12 protein-coding genes and 2 pseudogenes are annotated in these 15,664 nt (G+C 51.5%); 7 read left to right on the top strand and 7 right to left on the bottom strand.

Annotated elements, in window-relative coordinates; genetic code table 11:
* Positions 1–54 precede the first annotated feature (54 nt).
* Positions 55–245: pseudogene (locus MKZ32_RS06995) on the top strand (IS1380-like element ISCARN98 family transposase); the annotation flags it as partial.
* Positions 246–419: 174 nt separating this feature from the next.
* On the opposite strand, the gene MKZ32_RS06990 reads toward MKZ32_RS06995, so the two are convergent.
* The 5 genes from MKZ32_RS06990 to MKZ32_RS06970 form a co-directional block, all read right to left on the bottom strand.
* Positions 420–3,107, bottom strand: a complete 2,688-nt coding sequence (locus MKZ32_RS06990) for a 3-keto-alpha-glucoside-1,2-lyase-like domain-containing protein (RefSeq protein WP_239796612.1) — start codon at positions 3,105–3,107, stop codon at positions 420–422.
* Between the two features lie 159 nt (positions 3,108–3,266).
* Positions 3,267–3,728, bottom strand: a complete 462-nt coding sequence (locus tag MKZ32_RS06985) for a hypothetical protein (RefSeq protein WP_239796611.1) — start codon at positions 3,726–3,728, stop codon at positions 3,267–3,269.
* A 31-nt stretch (positions 3,729–3,759) separates the two neighbouring features.
* Positions 3,760–4,365 carry a hypothetical protein gene (locus tag MKZ32_RS06980; protein WP_239796610.1) on the bottom strand — a complete coding sequence of 202 codons (606 nt, stop codon included), beginning with the start codon at positions 4,363–4,365 and terminating at the stop codon, positions 3,760–3,762.
* A complete protein-coding gene (locus MKZ32_RS06975; RefSeq protein WP_239796609.1) occupies positions 4,362–6,038 on the bottom strand; it encodes a hypothetical protein in 1,677 nt (558 codons plus the stop codon). Before MKZ32_RS06975 ends, MKZ32_RS06980 begins: the two co-directional genes overlap by 4 nt.
* A 256-nt stretch (positions 6,039–6,294) precedes the next feature.
* Positions 6,295–6,507 carry a hypothetical protein gene (locus tag MKZ32_RS06970; RefSeq protein WP_239796608.1) on the bottom strand — a complete coding sequence of 71 codons (213 nt, stop codon included), beginning with the start codon at positions 6,505–6,507 and terminating at the stop codon, positions 6,295–6,297.
* Between the two features lie 81 nt (positions 6,508–6,588).
* Between MKZ32_RS06970 and MKZ32_RS06965 the strand changes: the two genes are divergently transcribed.
* Positions 6,589–7,293, top strand: coding sequence for a YebC/PmpR family DNA-binding transcriptional regulator (locus MKZ32_RS06965; RefSeq protein WP_239796607.1), 705 nt, complete (start codon positions 6,589–6,591; stop codon positions 7,291–7,293).
* 24 nt (positions 7,294–7,317) lie between these two features.
* Here the strand turns inward: MKZ32_RS06965 and MKZ32_RS06960 are convergent, their stop codons facing one another.
* Complete coding sequence (locus tag MKZ32_RS06960) at positions 7,318–7,854, bottom strand: DUF924 family protein (protein ID WP_239796606.1); 537 nt, start codon at positions 7,852–7,854, stop codon at positions 7,318–7,320.
* A gap of 80 nt (positions 7,855–7,934) precedes the next feature.
* On the bottom strand, positions 7,935–11,048 hold the full coding sequence (locus MKZ32_RS06955) for a glycosyltransferase (RefSeq protein WP_239796605.1): 3,114 nt from the start codon (positions 11,046–11,048) through the stop codon (positions 7,935–7,937).
* A gap of 651 nt (positions 11,049–11,699) precedes the next feature.
* On the opposite strand from MKZ32_RS06955, the gene MKZ32_RS15440 reads away from it, so the two are divergent.
* The 5 genes and pseudogenes from MKZ32_RS15440 (at position 11,700) to hpnD (ending at position 15,563) form a co-directional block, all read left to right on the top strand.
* Positions 11,700–12,518 carry a tetratricopeptide repeat protein gene (locus tag MKZ32_RS15440; RefSeq protein ID WP_275584268.1) on the top strand — a complete coding sequence of 273 codons (819 nt, stop codon included), beginning with the start codon at positions 11,700–11,702 and terminating at the stop codon, positions 12,516–12,518.
* Positions 12,519–12,679: 161 nt separating this feature from the next.
* Positions 12,680–12,807: pseudogene (locus MKZ32_RS15675) on the top strand (helix-turn-helix domain-containing protein); the annotation flags it as partial.
* Positions 12,808–12,938: 131 nt separating this feature from the next.
* Positions 12,939–13,727, top strand: a complete 789-nt coding sequence (fabI, locus tag MKZ32_RS06940; RefSeq protein ID WP_239796604.1) for an enoyl-ACP reductase FabI — start codon at positions 12,939–12,941, stop codon at positions 13,725–13,727.
* 149 nt (positions 13,728–13,876) lie between these two features.
* Positions 13,877–14,692, top strand: coding sequence for a squalene synthase HpnC (gene hpnC / locus MKZ32_RS06935; protein WP_239796603.1), 816 nt, complete (start codon positions 13,877–13,879; stop codon positions 14,690–14,692).
* A 37-nt stretch (positions 14,693–14,729) separates the two neighbouring features.
* Entirely contained in the window at positions 14,730–15,563 is an 834-nt protein-coding gene (gene hpnD, locus MKZ32_RS06930; protein WP_239796602.1) for a presqualene diphosphate synthase HpnD, read from the top strand.
* Positions 15,564–15,664 lie beyond the last annotated feature (101 nt).

The following is a 15,664-nucleotide window of genomic DNA, read 5'->3' as shown; positions in this document are numbered from 1 at the left end:
TATGAACCATTCATCGTGCAAGGCCAACGGAACACCTACTAGATCAAACAGCGGGCGCTGGCTACCGCTCAGCCCAAGACAGTCATCCTCTCGCTGTTCAAGATCGCCCTGCGTGCCAAACAGTACAAAGACAGGGGTTGCTGTACCTGCCCACGGCATGCCCGGTCAAAGCGCTACTGTCGACGGTCTGTAAGCGGCTCTACTCACCCAACAGCAGGGTGCGCGCCATGCTGGCTTCCTCATGACCTGGCACGTTAGGCTCACGAGACGATGCCGCCCACTCTTTTTTATAACTACTTCACGCTTCACCCTGCCAGTGGGGGTTGGGGGACTGTCGACTGAAATCAAAAAAATTGCATCAAGACCGAGGTAATGCTCTGCGGAAAGTTTATGCAATATTCAGGCTAGAAGAACACCTTCTATGTTGTCCTGATTCGGATATTCGCGAAGACTACGTTGCCGGTATGTGTCTGCAGACCGATAAAACCCGAGTTAGGGTCGGTACTAGGCGCATTCCCCCGGATCGTATCGGTCGCGTCACGCTGGAACCGAGTCGCTTCTTGGCCGTTGAGCCGGACAATATAGTCTTGATTGTTCACTTCGATTTCGTAGCTGTGCCATCGCTCCGCTGCGAGATTCTGATTATTCTTGTAATTCTGCTGCCCTTGGCCCGTGCCATGCGACTTGATCTTGTAAATGGCTCCTGTCCTGGAGAAGAAAGCACCATCAGATTCGCCGAATCGCTTATCACCGCGTGCTTCTTCGTCGATCTGGATTTCAAACCCTGTGTGTACTGCGACAAACGCAGAATTGTTCGCAGGATCGTTCGGATCTGGTGCCGGATCGGGCAAGCGTGGGTCGCGGAAGCGAACGAAGACGCCCGAATTGTCGTTGTAGCCGCCGCGCGGATGCGGGAGCAGGAAATCGAGACGCAGAATAAAATTCTCGAAAGGCTGAGGCTTGTAGAACAACAAGCCAATTCCCTTGCCGTCCTGTTGCGCGATCAGAGTTCGGCCAAACCGAGAGAAGGAGCCCCCACCGGCCATTTGCCAGTTCGCGAACTGTGTATCGCTGCCGTCAAAGATGTAGGTAAAACCAGCTTCCAGCGTTGCGGGCGGCGGCTCCGACATTAAGTGATCTCCGAGGCGGCGGGCGAGAGCGATGCCCGTGAGCATCGGATTTGGCGAGCCGATCGTGGGAAAGAGTGCAGGTCCGGCAACATACGTGTTGGTCACATTGTGAAAGCGACAATTCGGATTGGTTACCGATTTGTTAGGATCCTCTCCCATTCGCAGTGTACCCGCTTCGTGATGGGTCGTACCGAGGCCATCGCGGCGACCCGGGCCGTTCAGGTCGGAGAATTTATATGGCAGAATCGTCGGAAGGGAGCTGGGCTCGACGCTTGTTGCAATCACCTGCCCGTTCTTAATCACATCGATCTTGTGCCCATTCGCGAAAATCTTCGCGATGTCGTCTGCAGCTTTGTCCATCGTCTTCCACAACGCCTCGTCGCGAGAGCTTGGCTGGATGTTCACCCATGCTCTGCGCGTCTGAAATTCGTCGTTCTGTTGCGTATCGAGATCAAGCGTGACCGAGTTGCCGAAGTCATTATCGTTCTTTGGCTCCATCTCGCCGATGCCGCGGATGGTAATCACGACGTGCGTGTCAGTCGCGTTCTTGTGTGCGTCGAACGTGTCGATATCAGGGATTTTCTTGAACAGCTCCGCCTCAGAGCCCACCCCGCTTGCACTCAGCCCCGATGCAGTAATTTGAAAATGGAAGTGTCCGATGCCGTCCGGGGATCCGTCCGGTTTCTTGAACGAGTGTTGACATTTGACGAGCAATGCCGCCGCTTCGATCGCTTTCGCCGTCGCCGACAGAGCCGTCAGTGCCGTGCGCGGCACGCGGATGTCCACGTTCGAGCGCAGATGAGCCATGAGATTCCTGCCGATTCTTCCGTCGCTGCCAAAGGAGAGAAGAGCGAGCCGCGCGCTCTCGACCGTGCCAAGCGCGATGATAACTTTGGCATCCGGCGACACGGGCAGCGACCCGCGTTCGGTAATTACCTCACTCACGCGCTGGCCGCCCACGTCGTTAACGGTGTTCAGCCGGACAACATGGCACCGTGGCACGACCATCAACCGTTTTTTCACATCATCGAAACCGGATTGGTCAGCCGCCTCGCGCACAGCTTTCATGAGCAACGGGACAGTGCTGAATTTGTTAAAGGGAAAGAATCCGGCGTGTCCAGATTGTCCTTGTACGGCGAGTGGCGCTTCGAGTTTCGCTTCATTGCGGAGTTTCTGGATGGGTGGCGGCGGACTCGGCAATTTGTCGATGCCGAGTACCTTGGCCAAGTCGTCCAGTGTCGCGGGCGTGTCGAGATACTCGACCGCCGGATGATCCGGCAGGGTCGCGATATCCATCGCGTCGGTTATTGTAGAGAGTCCCTCGAAAAGCTGCTTTCGCATCGCACGGTGCAGATCGCCAAAGATGAAGTCGTTCGTTTCGGTGACACCAATCTGATCGCTTGACTGACGGAAGTAGCCTTTGCGGCCGTCGGGCAGATTCTTTGGCATCAGGTCGTCCAGCACCGCCTTGGGCCAGACGTTTTTCGGCAGTTCCGAATCCAGCAGCCGCGGCGACCAGCCGCCCCAGAACAGAGAGCGTCCGCCGACGCAGTAGGCCAGGCCGGGAAATTTCTCTGGAGCGTTCCAGGCCAACCCCCACACTTCTTTACGCCATTTGCGTTTATTATCCTCGTTCATCGTATTGTACTCTGCGACCGACGACGGATCGGCGGCGCCGAGGCCGAGCACCGGAAGATTCTGCACGTGCTCCGGTAGAACGAACGGTCCGCCGTCGAGCACGAGGATGCGCTCATTACGCTTAGTGCTGCGGAACCAAAGGTGTTCGGCAAGCGCGGCACCGAACGTGCCGCCACCAATGATGATGAAATCGAAAGGCCGCAGGTCGCCGCGAACGGGCAAACCGGCAGCGGAACGGGCATTCGCGTCTATGGTGAGGAGCACTTCGTCAAAAGTGTTGCAGACGTAGCGTCCGAGCACGTCGCGGGTAAACGTAGTAAATTCGGTGGTGATTGGCATGAGAGTGTTGTCTCCTGTGATTAATTTAGGTGGGAAGCTTCTGGGATACCTCAATACAGGCATCGCCGGACGATGAGGCGGACTTCGTCGCTGTAGTAACCCTCATTCCCATTCGCTCTATCAGATTAATGACGGTTGGAAGATCAAATATCAGAGTGGTTACACGGTGATGGACGTGGGTTTCCGCGGAAGCGGCTTTCCATGAATTACGTTGAAGGCGGTTCCAGCCTCCACAAAAATATTGACGATGGCGTTGAAGTTCGCCTCCTGGGCAGAGAGCTTCGCCAAATCGTCCGCCAGACTCTCCGTGTTGGCCACCTGGATAGCGGAGGGTGGGTTGATGGCCATTTTGCCGTCCGTCACCGCACCGCTAAGTTCCTCAACGAGGTGGAGTTCTTGGACCGCTTGCATGCTTCTCGCCCTGGCATCGGCCCGGCCAGCGGACGTCAGCCGATCAACTGCCAGCACGTTAAACTTTGCCTTAGCTCGCGAGCATATTTTCACGGTCGCAAGAAAGGCACGAAAGTAGAGCTCCTCGGGGCTTGCACCGTCCGTACTAAAAGCCAGAAAGACGGGCTCCGGGGCCGCGGGTATAGGAGAGTTCTTATTGTCAGTGACCATGATTTACTTCTCCTTTCAGTTAATGAAATGCTTACGCACCTGCGGGCTTAGGTTCCTGAACAGGAGCAGTGGGAGTTAAATTTTGGGCGTCTCTAATTTTCTGTTTGTTATCCTTAATGGCCTTGTCCAAAGTTTTCGCAAAATCAGTGACGATGGCGATGCGCTCCTTCACCGAGAGCTGTTCCCCCAGGACGGCCAACGCCGTTTGTGCTTCCGTCAAGTCCTTCGAGACATCTGGCAATGGTGTGAGGAGCTTGTCGAGAGCGGCGGAAATTTCGGCCAATTTGGTATTTAATGCCTGCTCATCCTTGATTCGGCCATCGCTTAAGTCCGTGAGTGCCTTGTACAGGTCAACAACATCCTTTTTCTCGGCAAGAAGGAGCAGCTTTTCGTCAAAGTTGAAGTCAATTTCGTACGTGGCCATGACACTTTGCTGATCCTTGATGCTCGCAACCCGATCCTTCAGGATGGCGGTCTGAACCGCATTGAATTTCGCAATTTCCGCCTGTAAGGACAGCATCAGAGCCGCACCATTGTTGGCTTGATCCAATGCCGGCTGCGACGTGCTGGCGCAGCCTCCCAGAAGCGACAGCGCGACGACAACCCCTATAAGTGCACTAAAATTCAACTTGTTCATTTGCTCACCCCGTGTCCAATATAGAATATGCCGATGGTGTTGAGAAGCGCGGCGATGGTCTCAGGTTTAATCCCCAAGGAAGCTGATTCCGCCACTTGATCGACCGACCCGCCAATCAGGGTACTCCACTGCTTCAGGTTAACCTCAGCGTAGGAGAGCGAAACCTCTTGGAAGGTGGCGATGCGCTGATACTCAAGTTTGTAGCGCTTTGCGCTGAGGCGATTTAAGGCATCCGAGTACATGGACGCCGAATTGTAGAGAACCTCCTTCTGATCTTTGGATGCCTTGGAGAACGCCTCCACCATTTTCATCGGCAGAACGGATCGCATATCCGGGTACCCTTCTTTGCTTCCATCTGATGTTAGAGTCTCATACGCTCGCCACACCTGTACAGCTTGCGCATACAGCGTGTCCACAATGGCTTTGGATAGCTGAACCCGGGTCTCAAGAATCGTAATTTCCTTGTTGGCACCGTCCAGCTTGAGCTGCTCCATGTTGCGCCTAATCATGAGAGGCAGCATCAACGGTTTTTTAGCTGCTGCGATGGATTCCTTAGCGTCGACCATTAGCTTTGGCAGGAGGACGAACGCTTTGGCGGCCTCGCTGGCATCGTCGGGGAGTTTACCGTCGAGGTTGGTCTTCGTGACCGTCGTCACGAACTTATCCAGCGCGTCCAGGCGTTCCTTGCTGATGAAGGAAATAGAGAATGCGTCGTCTGCCTCGTCGATAAGTGCAACAATTCGGCACAAGTACTTGCCCGCTTCCCCGGCCTTAACGACCGCATCGTCACCAGTCTTCGGACCATCCGGGCACACCTTGTCACCGGACGTGGCCGCCCTTGTCGGCGCCGGGGTGACGGCCGTGTCCTGGGCGCCTGGAGTAGCTGCTGCGGTCACCGCAGCGTTGTATGCACTTAGCGCAACCTTATATTTTGTCCGCAAGTTCTCCGTCTTCGCCTTTGCTTCAGCCAGATTTTTTTCATCATCCTTCTGTTGCTTGACGGCGGTCGCTATGGCACCTCCTTCAAAACCGCTAAATGCTGCATCGAATTTCTTGCTAATGGGGTCTTCGCACTCATTCCTTACCTCTTTCAGGGCACCCGTAATGAATGTCTTCTGAATAGTGCTGGCGGTCTTTTCGAACTCCGTAATAGCATCTGGAATCTTTGAGTCCTTCACTTCATCGCAGGACGGAACGTCCAAGCCGTTGCGCGAGAAAATGCGGTCGTAGACACCCTTTTCAGTGAGGGCTGACTGGTAAGTCTCAATTGCTTCGCGGGACTCAGCGATGATTTTAGAAGCGTCTTTTTCGTTGCTTGCATCGGGTTTGACTAGATTGTTTAGGCTCGCTTCGATACTGGCGAGGAGGCCTGTATGTTCTTTCTTATTTGTCTCACCCACCTCCTGCTCGATAAGTGCGCGTAGCTTGTTGTTGCGAATGGCTGCGGCCAGCTTGTCTTGCGTATCAAGTTGCGCCTGCAGCACTTGATTCAGGTTGTCCCTGTCGGTGCTTACCATTTTGGTTAAGTCCACCTTCTGCCAGGCGGCGTGGGCCGCTTTCCCTTGATTGTCTCTGGCCTCACTGTAGAACCGCGCCCCGGCGCATCCCGATAAGAGGGTGGCCATCAGCAATAATATTCCCGCTTTCCCGCCTCTATTTGCTATTGTTAACATAAAATTTTTCTTTCTATTGTAAATTCTTACCAACCCACTTCGGTCTCTGGATGATCAAATAATAAATTGATGTACTATAAAAAAGAATAAGCAAAATGCTTATTTTTTAGGGCACTTCTATAAATCCGTCGTCAAAGCGACGAATTAGCTGGGATTCAGTCAGTTTTCTGTTTTTCTGAATTCGAACGCAATTTTGCGATTTTTGAGTCGATTTCTGGACTCAATTGATTTCCTTTTGTGCTTCTTGGCCGCACTCTCATCCAGTGGTAGTGCAATGAATTGGTGGCTGAGTGAAAATCAATAAGGTCAGACTCAATTGATAAAGCCCCAAACACATGAACGGTCTGAGGAAGTCAAAAACAAAACCACCAATCGAGTCTGTTACCAGGGATTTTTCCAAAGGCATTTTGAATAACATCGCTGGATTCGCGCCTGCGCGGGAATGACGAGGTCTTGCAATATCGGCCATTGTAGGTTGAACCACCACGCCACTTGAGGCAAGATGCCTCCTCAACGATTGTTGTATTAACCATCACAGAAGAGAACAGACATGGGCGCACAGTGGAAAGCAAGGCACAAAGAAGTCGCAGCGAATGCAAGGGGTAAGATTTTCGGCAAGCTAGCCAAAGAAATCATGGTGGCCGCAAAGGGCGGTGCTGACATTGGTTCAAACTCACGTTTGCGTCTGGTGGTTGAGCAAGCCAAAAAAGCCTCTATGCCGAAAGACACCTTAGATCGCGCCATCAAAAAAGGCGCAGGCTTGTTGGATGGTCCGCTTCACATGGAACATCTGGTGTACGAAGGTTTCGCGCCGCACCGTGTACCCGTCATCGTTGAATGTCTGTCCGATAACATCAACCGCACTAAATCCAGCATGAATGTGCTGTTCCGCAAAGGACAGTTGGGTGCGCCCGGTTCTGTGTCATGGGATTTCAACCATGTCGGCATGATTGAAGCGACACCCAATACAAAAGATGTAGATGCCGAAATCGCCGCAATTGAAGCGGGCGCGCAAGATTTTGAGCCTGCGGATGACGGTGCTACTCTTTTCATCACCCAGTTCACCGATCTGGATGCCGTGTGCAAAGCGCTACCCGCACAAGGCTTCACCGTCACCTCCGCAATGGTTGGCTACCGCCCCAAAAATCCCGTCACCATCAGCAACGATGCCGAACGTGAAGAAGTCGAAGCCTTCCTCGAAGCCATCGATGCGGATGATGACGTGCAGAATGTTTATGTGGGGTTGGCGGGGTAACACTGAAGGGCGGTTGTAACACTGTTAAAAACTTGAATCTGGTTGTTTTAAAAATTCAATTTCTTCAGGGCTGGATTCACGGCCTAAAATAGCATTTCTATGAGGATATCTTCCAAAACGATCTATGATTGCTTTATGTTTAAGCTCATATTCGTAGTTATATTGAGTTGCAAATTCACGATATAGGATTTCGGCAACCTCGTGAATTATCTTTGACTCACTGTGCATATATGGGAGTAATAGAAACCCACATTCTGTTTTGCTTAATACATGTGGTACTTTAGCTTCAACAGCTTCTTGAGCTAACACCAATGCCATTTGATCATTGGAAAAGGCTCTTGGTGTATTTCGAAAAATATTTCTTGAAAATTGATCTATTAAAATGATCTCTGCAAGTCGCCCTTTTGGTTCTTTTCTCCAAGCATATAACCCGCCTTGAGCCGCTTGGCTAACAAGATTAGTAAATCTATCTTTAATTTCATTATCAAAGCTTGAGTCTGTAACCCACCACATTTTTGGATCAATTTCTTCAAACCAAAATTTTAATACTTCTCTAAACATATAGTTGACCTCGTATTTCTTTCGACTAACGTTGGACATGAGCGGCAAAACGTATGGTGGCGACTTTGGGGGCTTAATGTTTAAGAATTCTGGAGAGGAATGCGCCGCGCCAGCCAACTGAGACGGTCTTCTGGTACTCCAAGCTTAGCCATGAGTTCCATTGCGATTTCGTGATACTCAGGCTGGAACATCCAATGATAATGCAGATGAATCGGTGGCTGAGCGGACCAGGCCGCGTCGATGTCCCCTTGCGAAGCAACCAAGTGCAAGGGCACGTTGTAGCAGGCAGGATAATGAACGACCCGATCGGTTCCGGCCCAGACGGTGAGTGCAAGGGCTGCTTGATTGGATCCCCAGTGCTCGCTGGCGACCTGTCCGACGTGGCCGGTGGAGGCAAAGATACTCAAACCACTGCCGCGATAGGGCCGCAGCCCCGCCTTTATCGATCGGGTGAACAGGTTAGCCCACCGAGTGAGCAGACCATTTTTTCGACGCGCGACGATCAGGCCCCCGTTATATGATGCTCGAATGCGCTCCCGGCCTATCGTCGTATCCATGTAGGGCAGTCTCTCTAGTGATGTCGAGCCCATGTCGGCAAGCATTTGCCAATAGGCCTCGAATGGGTCACCCGGGCCGCTGGTGGCGCTGCCCTTAGAGTCCACCGGCCTGACGGCGACATCCGCTTCGTCAGGCAGTTGCGGCTCGTTGAGAAACACCGTATCGCTATCGAGCACGACGATAAAATCCGAGGTGCAATGGGTCTCGGCCCAGGCCGCCGCTACGACACGGTTGGCAGAGCCATACTCGGGACAGAAAGTGTTCAGCGGTTCATCCACATACTGAACGCAAAGGTCGGTTAGTGCGCTGCGGGTCTCTGCATCGATACCAAGTCCAGGCCTCGGTGAGAAAGCGAGAACAGGTGCATCTCGGTGGCGTCCGCCGAAGCGTCGGATGCTCTCGCAGAGCAAAAGCGCTTGGTCGCGGATGCCGTTGTTTTCGATACAAAGGACAAAGCTCGCAGTCGTTGTCGAGGGCACTGAGCTTTCCGCGGTCATGGATATATAACGGCCAGCCGCTTCTGGAACGACAGGATAAGCAACGGCATCTTGATTACATCGGTCGATACATGACCGGTATAGCGCCCGGAGGCCATGCTCTGCCGAGTCTTCGAGAAACGCAGCGAGCGCGTCGTCATCCCCAACTCTCTGTCGGTACAGGGCCAGATCGAGAAATTGGTCTATAGCGTCTGCCTGACTAAGATCGTTAAGTCGGAGATCGAGTCGGTCTCCGATCCGACGGACCAATTGGCGCCAGTCGGCCAGCAGGTCTGTGAAACGAACGTGAATGACATCCGTCTGCCCCTCGGCAAAAGTCTCAATCCGCGCCATGTAGGCCTGCCAGAGTAACAATCCACTGCCGATGGTCATGTCCCCCCGGGCATGCAACGACTGTGCTACTTCCAAAGGATGGCGCACGGGTATGACATAAACCGGACGATAGCCGGCGGCAAGGAGCGCCCGGTGCCACAGAGGGGCCAATACGCCGATGCGAGGATCCTTGATGATGATCGTCTTCGCATCGCCATACTCGGAAGAAAGGAGAGCGCGGGCGTCACTCACGAATTCGTCGACCAGATCGCCGTCTGCCGGCAGCGTAAATCCGACCCGGCCCCAACCTCCACCCAGTTGCCCAAGAATCCTCTCGTTGAGTTCGACCACATCCTCCGGTTCCCAGAAACCCTTTGGATTGTTGCCTAGATGCGGCGGTTTCAGCTTGGCCGGCAGGAAGGCGCCGCAAAGATTGAGCATGCGAGCGAAGGCGGACGTGCCGCTGCGATGCATGCCTAGCACAACGACTGCAGTTCTCCGCAGGCCATAAGGTACCGTGGGCAAATGCGCTGGGGTGCTTTGCAATGCCATGGTGGCACGCATTTCCGCAGCCAGCTGGCGCATTATGTGGCTTGGTACCAACGCCCCTTCTCCAGCAGAGAAGAGATGTTTGAGCATCACCACCCGGTTCGCCGGCCATTGTGGTGACAATGGGTTGGTGCAAGGCGCCGTGTTGTTCAACGCGGTAGCAACGAAATTACCAAGCACTTTATCCGCATCCGCCGTTACCGTCGTCTTCGACTCTTTGATGGTATTGCTTTCGTGGATTCGATAAAAGTAGAGCGGACGAAGTACGACCAGGGGCTCGGCTAGCGCTGCCGCCCGCAGGCAGAAATCCCAATCATGGTTGTAGCGATAATCCCGGAAGCCGCCGAGATTGAGGAAGAACTGACGTTCGACGAACAGGTTACCAGTCGAGATTAACGTATTGTGGGAAACCAGAGCGAAACTGTTCGAGGCCCGGCCCAGATAGCCCAGCTGCCGCTGGCGATGCGCATCAGAGACTGATGTTGTCGTATGGTCACGCACGCTGGTCACCAGCGAATAGCCCCATGGAATCGCGAGACCGGCGATCTCCTCCACAAGGCAGGCAATACGCTCTGGATCGTAATAGTCATCGGAGTTGAGGAAGGCAAGGTATTGGCCCTGTGCCATTTCAGCCCCCTCATTGAGGGTCGCGGGGGCTCCCCGGTTGTTCTGGGCCATAAAACGGACCGGACAGGATGCGCCCGCCAAGCTGTTGGTCACCTTCTCTGGCGTACGATCTGTCGACCCATCATCAATGACTATCAATTCGATGTGAGGGTAAGTTTGGCCGAGCACCGAGTTTATCGCCTGAGCCACGTAGCGTTCATGGTTGTATGTGGGCAGGACGACAGACACTAGCGGGGAAACCGCCTTGACCTCCTGCTGCTGCTCGAGCTTCCAAGCCACAAACTCGGTCAAGAGTTCTGTCTGTCGGTCGTTGGCCTTCCGGGTTAAAAGCCTGGCCAATACGAGGCTTAGATTGTGTCGAATCTCGGGCTGAGCCCAACCGGTCCGTTCCGCCGTATCCAAAAGGTTTTTAAGGGCTTCGTGGTAATTCAAGCGCTGCAATTGCACCACACCCAGCATATGCAGCACATTAAGGTCGGCGGGATTTTCGACTAAAGCTTTTTTGTACAGCACTTCTGCACGTCCAAGCAATCCCTGCCGGTGAGCCGCCAATGCCTCGACACGCACCTGAAAAGGAGCATTTTGATGCAGACCACAGCAGTGTTTGTAGCGCTTGCCACTACCGCAGGAGCATAATTCATTACGACGCATGTACGTCAATCAGCATTGCATAATGTCTCTCATCAACGGGCTATAAACAGTGGCCAGCTACGTATCGGGAATAATCACACTAGACGGAACGTCCGAGCCAAAATTTACGACAAAACCTATCGTTCCACCCTCAATTATATAGTATGCCGCAACATCGCTTTACCCGCCACACTGGCGTGCCGCGTTTATTCCAGCTTCATCACGAGGTTGCAAGCTCGCCGTCATACACCGCGGAAACAGGTTCGTTATCCCATGGACTGATAGTTCGCTATCTCGTTACACTCCACCCGGTCTCAGACGAGCAGCTACCTCAGCTCTGGAGCTGTCGCCAACTCCGGCGAAGTCTTGCACCCCATAAATACACGCCCTATGGGCGTACAACCTCCTGTTTCGCCGAAAATTGTTTAATTTTAATTCAATGCAGACTGATAAAATGATGAGTGTTACACATAGCAATAGCTTGAATGGAGTTTGAGTGCTGATGATGATGGTGGTAGGATGTAAAAACACTGTTAGAGATTATATCCACCCACTCAAGCTCAGTGTTTTAAAACACGAGTAAGATGTATCAGCAGATCGAAGGCAATAGCGACGGTGTAGGGTAAAACAGAATTACGTCGGGTTAATAGACTTAAATTACGAGGAATCAAAATGCACAACACAATTAAGGTAAATTTATTCAGATTGTTTTTGACAATGATTTTTTTAGCGATGAGTGCAGGTGCGCAAGCTGATTTGCAAGATGCAACTGAGGCTTATGAGAAAGGTAATTATCCCGCTGCATTAAAAGAATTTCGTCGGCTTGCAGTCAACGGCGATGCAGTTGCTCAATATAATCTTGGTTTGATGTACCACAAGGGTCAAGGTGTTCCTCAAGACTTCAAAGAAGCGGCTGTATGGTATAGATATGCAGCTAGGCAGGGGCTTGCGGATGCACAAACCTCTCTTGGCGGTTTGTACCAGTATGGTAAAGGTGTTTCTCAAGACTATGATGAGGCAGACTCTCTGTATCACAGAGCGGCCGGACAAGGTCATGCAGGTGCACAGTTTAATCTAGGTCAGATGTACCATAATGGTAAAGGTGTGCCGCAAAATTACAGAGAAGCTGCGTGGTGGTATCGCAAAGCGGCCGCTCAGGGTAGCGCAGTAGCGCAATACAACCTTGGTTTGCTGTATGAAAATGGCCAAGGCGTGCCACAGGATTTCAAGGAAGCAGCATCGTGGTATCTAAAGTCAGCCGACCAAGGAAATGCAAAAGCGCAGCACAGCGTGGGGGTGATGTATGAAAGTGGCCAAGGCGTACCACAGGACTGGGTCCAAGCGCACATGTGGTATAACTTGGCAGCGGGAGAAGGGTACGAAGCGGCTGAGAGAAGTAGAAAAAATATTGAATACAAATTGGCAAAAGTGCAAATAGAACAGGCACAGGCATTGGCACGAAAGTGGCTAGCAGAGCATTCTAAGCCATGATTGGGATATGATGGCGGCGCGCTTTTGAATTAAGACCGCCATCATGTGAATTTGAAATATCTCCATCTGATTTGACAATATTTTGTAAAAGTGAGCGTTACCAGTTTGATATGGGTATTAAATCCGTCATCAAACTTAAAGAAAGGTAACGCTCATTTTTCATTACCAGCAACTCAACAATTAAACATAAAGCAGGATTGCTCAATCTTGCATCAGAACTTCAAACGTCTCTAAAACCTGCAAGATTATGGGCGTGTCGACACACACGTTTTATCGCTTGGTAGAAATTCGAGGAAAACCCTTTGAAATAACGTAATTAAATTTCAATCACAGATTTTAGGTTGTATCAGCGTAACGCGTGGAAATGATAGTAAGGCTATAATTGCGGGAATTATTAAGCAACACTTCAAAAGGAATAACATGGGATTTCTGACAAATAAACGCATTTTGATTACGGGTATGATTAGTAATCGTTCTATCGCTTATGGTGTGGCACAAGCCATGTGGCGTGAAGGCGCAGAAATGGCATTTACCTATCAGGGTGAGCGCATACGTGACCGAGTATGCGATCTCGCACGAGAGTTTGACAGTGAACTAATATTCCCGTGCGATGTAACGAGTGATGCTGAAATTGACCAGCTATTTGTTAATCTTGGCAAACATTGGGATAAATTCGACGGCTTCGTGCACGCAATCGCTTTTTCTCCACGCGAGGCCCTCGCTGGTGAATTTCTTGATGGATTTACCCGCGAATCTTTCCGAATTGCGCATGACATTAGTTCTTACAGTTTTCCGGCGATGGCTAAAGCCGCGTTACCCATGATGGAAGGCCGTGCCGCTGCGCTGCTAACATTAAGCTATCTCGGCGCGGTACGCACCATGCCACACTACAACGTAATGGGTCTAGCTAAAGCCAGTCTGGAAGCCAGTGTTCGTTATTTAGCAATGAATCTCGGCCACAAGGGTATTCGTGTTAATGGCATTTCCGCAGGCCCGATTAAGACACTTGCTTCGGCAGGCATTGCCGATTTTAATAAACTCTTAAACTACAATGAAAAAAATGCTCCGTTGAAGCGTAACGTTACGACTGAAGAGGTAGGTAATGTTGCAGCGTTTTTATGTAGCGATTTGGCCAGCGGCATCACCGGAGAAATCACCTATGTGGATGGTGGTTTTAACACCACAGCACTTGGTACAACTGAACCATAGTCTAGCTGCGTCCTAAACATATCTAATTTCACCATCTGCAGCAAGGATATAGCTGAAACGTGCTGGCGATAATAAGTCATCACCATCACAGTTTACTGTGTCTTGGACTCCCATCAACGCGAGAATAACCGCTCAAAGCTTGCTTTCAAATGGCCGTCAATCACTACGAGAACTTTCCTGTTGCCTCCATCCTTCTGCCCAAACGCTTGCGGCGGGCAGTAGAAATAATTTACCAGTTTGCGCGTCAGGCTGACGATTTCGCAGACGAGGGCGATCTCCAAGAGGAAGAACGCTTTACAGCACTTGATAGTTTTCGTAGTGAACTCCAGCGCATCGCCGCCAATGAAGCACCGTTGACGCCTTTGTTCCAAGATTTAGCGGACATCATTGCGCGGCACCAACTGCCGTTGCAATTATTCCACGACCTACTTGATGCTTTCTCGCAAGATGTGCTCAAAAAACGATACGCCAATTTCGACGAAGTGCTGGACTACTGTTGTCGTTCCGCTAACCCAGTCGGCAGATTATTGTTACACCTGTATGAAGAAGCCACCCCCCCAAACCTGAAATATTCCGATGCCATTTGTACCAGCCTGCAACTTATCAATTTCTGGCAGGATGTCACGAAAGATTATGCCATTGACCGTATCTATTTACCGCAGGACGAAATGGCGCACTTTGGAGTAACTGAAACACATGTTGCGCAAAGCCGCGTGGATAAGGAATGGCAGCAACTCATGCAGTTTCAGGTTCAGCGTACACGCGACCTGATGCGCAGCGGCGCCCCGCTCGGTAGCATACTCACCGGCCGTATTGGCATTGAGATGCGGCTCATCATCGCTGGCGGTAACCGCATTCTCGACAAGCTTGAAGCAGTGCAGTATGACATGTTCCGCCAACGTCCTATGTTGCGCCCATTCGACTGGGTTATCATGCTGGGCAAAAGCGCACCATTTGGTTTTTAAAGGAAATCCAGCCAATTACCGTTGATTACGAATTAACATGACTCCAGATCAGTATTGCAAAGACAAGGCAGCTCAAAGCGGCTCAAGTTTTTACTATAGCTTTATGTTTCTCCCGCCAGACAAGCGCCGCGCTATTACAGCGTTGTATGCTTTTTGTCGCGAAGTAGACGATGTTGTGGACGAAAGTTCGGACGAGAACGTGGCACGCACTACGCTGGCGTGGTGGCATACCGAAGTGACTGCTATTTACACAGGAACTCCGCAGCATCCGGTCGCACGGGCATTGATACCGGTAGTCAAGCAATACAACCTGCCACAAGAGCATTTCCACGAGATCATCGACGGTATGGAAATGGATTTGCAGCAGCACCAATATGTCGATTTCAAGGCCCTGCAACAGTATTGCTATCGTGTCGCTTCGGTTGTGGGGTTACTCGCTGCTGAAATTTTTGGCTACACTGACCGTAATACGCTCAAATATGCGCACGATCTTGGTCTTGCCTTCCAGCTTACCAATATTATCCGTGACGTGGGTGAAGATGCTCGACGCGGGCGCATCTACCTGCCGCTTGGTGAGTTAGCGCTTTTTGGTGTGCACACCAACGATATCCTTGATAACAAAGAGAGTGAAGGCTTTCAAAAATTAATGCAGTTTCAGATTGATCGCGCACAGCGCTATTACCAACGAGCAATCGAGCAACTGCCCGCTACAGACCGCAAAGCGCAGCGCACCGGCCTTATCATGGCAGCAATTTATCGAGCTACTCTGGAAGAAATTGTTGCCAGCGGCTGTCATGTGCTAAAAGAACGCGTTTCGCTCACCCCGCTACGCAAGCTGTGGCTGGCATGGAAGACGTGGGTGAAAAACTAAGAACTTTAAAACTGTCCTGATCTGCCGTTCTAATCCATAAGATGCATTTACGCCTGAGTCGGAGTGAGATGAATTAATTTTCTGCACTTCGCAACGCTACG

Source organism: Candidatus Nitrotoga arctica (assembly GCF_918378365.1).
In the GTDB taxonomy this organism is placed as follows: Bacteria; Pseudomonadota; Gammaproteobacteria; order Burkholderiales; family Gallionellaceae; genus Nitrotoga; species Nitrotoga arctica.
Note: the sequence above shows the minus strand (reverse complement) of the source record. Positions and strands in the feature narration are given on the sequence as shown.

Coding starts and splice junctions, on each gene's coding strand:
- MKZ32_RS06985 (WP_239796611.1), bottom strand. CDS start 3,728: ATGGTCACTGACAATAAGAACTCTCCTATACCCGCGGCCCCGGAGCCC.
- MKZ32_RS06970 (WP_239796608.1), bottom strand. CDS start 6,507: ATGGCCGATATTGCAAGACCTCGTCATTCCCGCGCAGGCGCGAATCCA.
- MKZ32_RS15440 (WP_275584268.1), top strand. CDS start 11,700: ATGCACAACACAATTAAGGTAAATTTATTCAGATTGTTTTTGACAATG.
- MKZ32_RS06990 (WP_239796612.1), bottom strand. CDS start 3,107: ATGCCAATCACCACCGAATTTACTACGTTTACCCGCGACGTGCTCGGA.
- MKZ32_RS06975 (WP_239796609.1), bottom strand. CDS start 6,038: ATGTTAACAATAGCAAATAGAGGCGGGAAAGCGGGAATATTATTGCTG.
- MKZ32_RS06980 (WP_239796610.1), bottom strand. CDS start 4,365: ATGAACAAGTTGAATTTTAGTGCACTTATAGGGGTTGTCGTCGCGCTG.
- fabI (WP_239796604.1), top strand. CDS start 12,939: ATGGGATTTCTGACAAATAAACGCATTTTGATTACGGGTATGATTAGT.
- MKZ32_RS06955 (WP_239796605.1), bottom strand. CDS start 11,048: ATGCGTCGTAATGAATTATGCTCCTGCGGTAGTGGCAAGCGCTACAAA.
- MKZ32_RS06960 (WP_239796606.1), bottom strand. CDS start 7,854: ATGTTTAGAGAAGTATTAAAATTTTGGTTTGAAGAAATTGATCCAAAA.
- hpnC (WP_239796603.1), top strand. CDS start 13,877: ATGGCCGTCAATCACTACGAGAACTTTCCTGTTGCCTCCATCCTTCTG.
- MKZ32_RS06965 (WP_239796607.1), top strand. CDS start 6,589: ATGGGCGCACAGTGGAAAGCAAGGCACAAAGAAGTCGCAGCGAATGCA.
- hpnD (WP_239796602.1), top strand. CDS start 14,730: ATGACTCCAGATCAGTATTGCAAAGACAAGGCAGCTCAAAGCGGCTCA.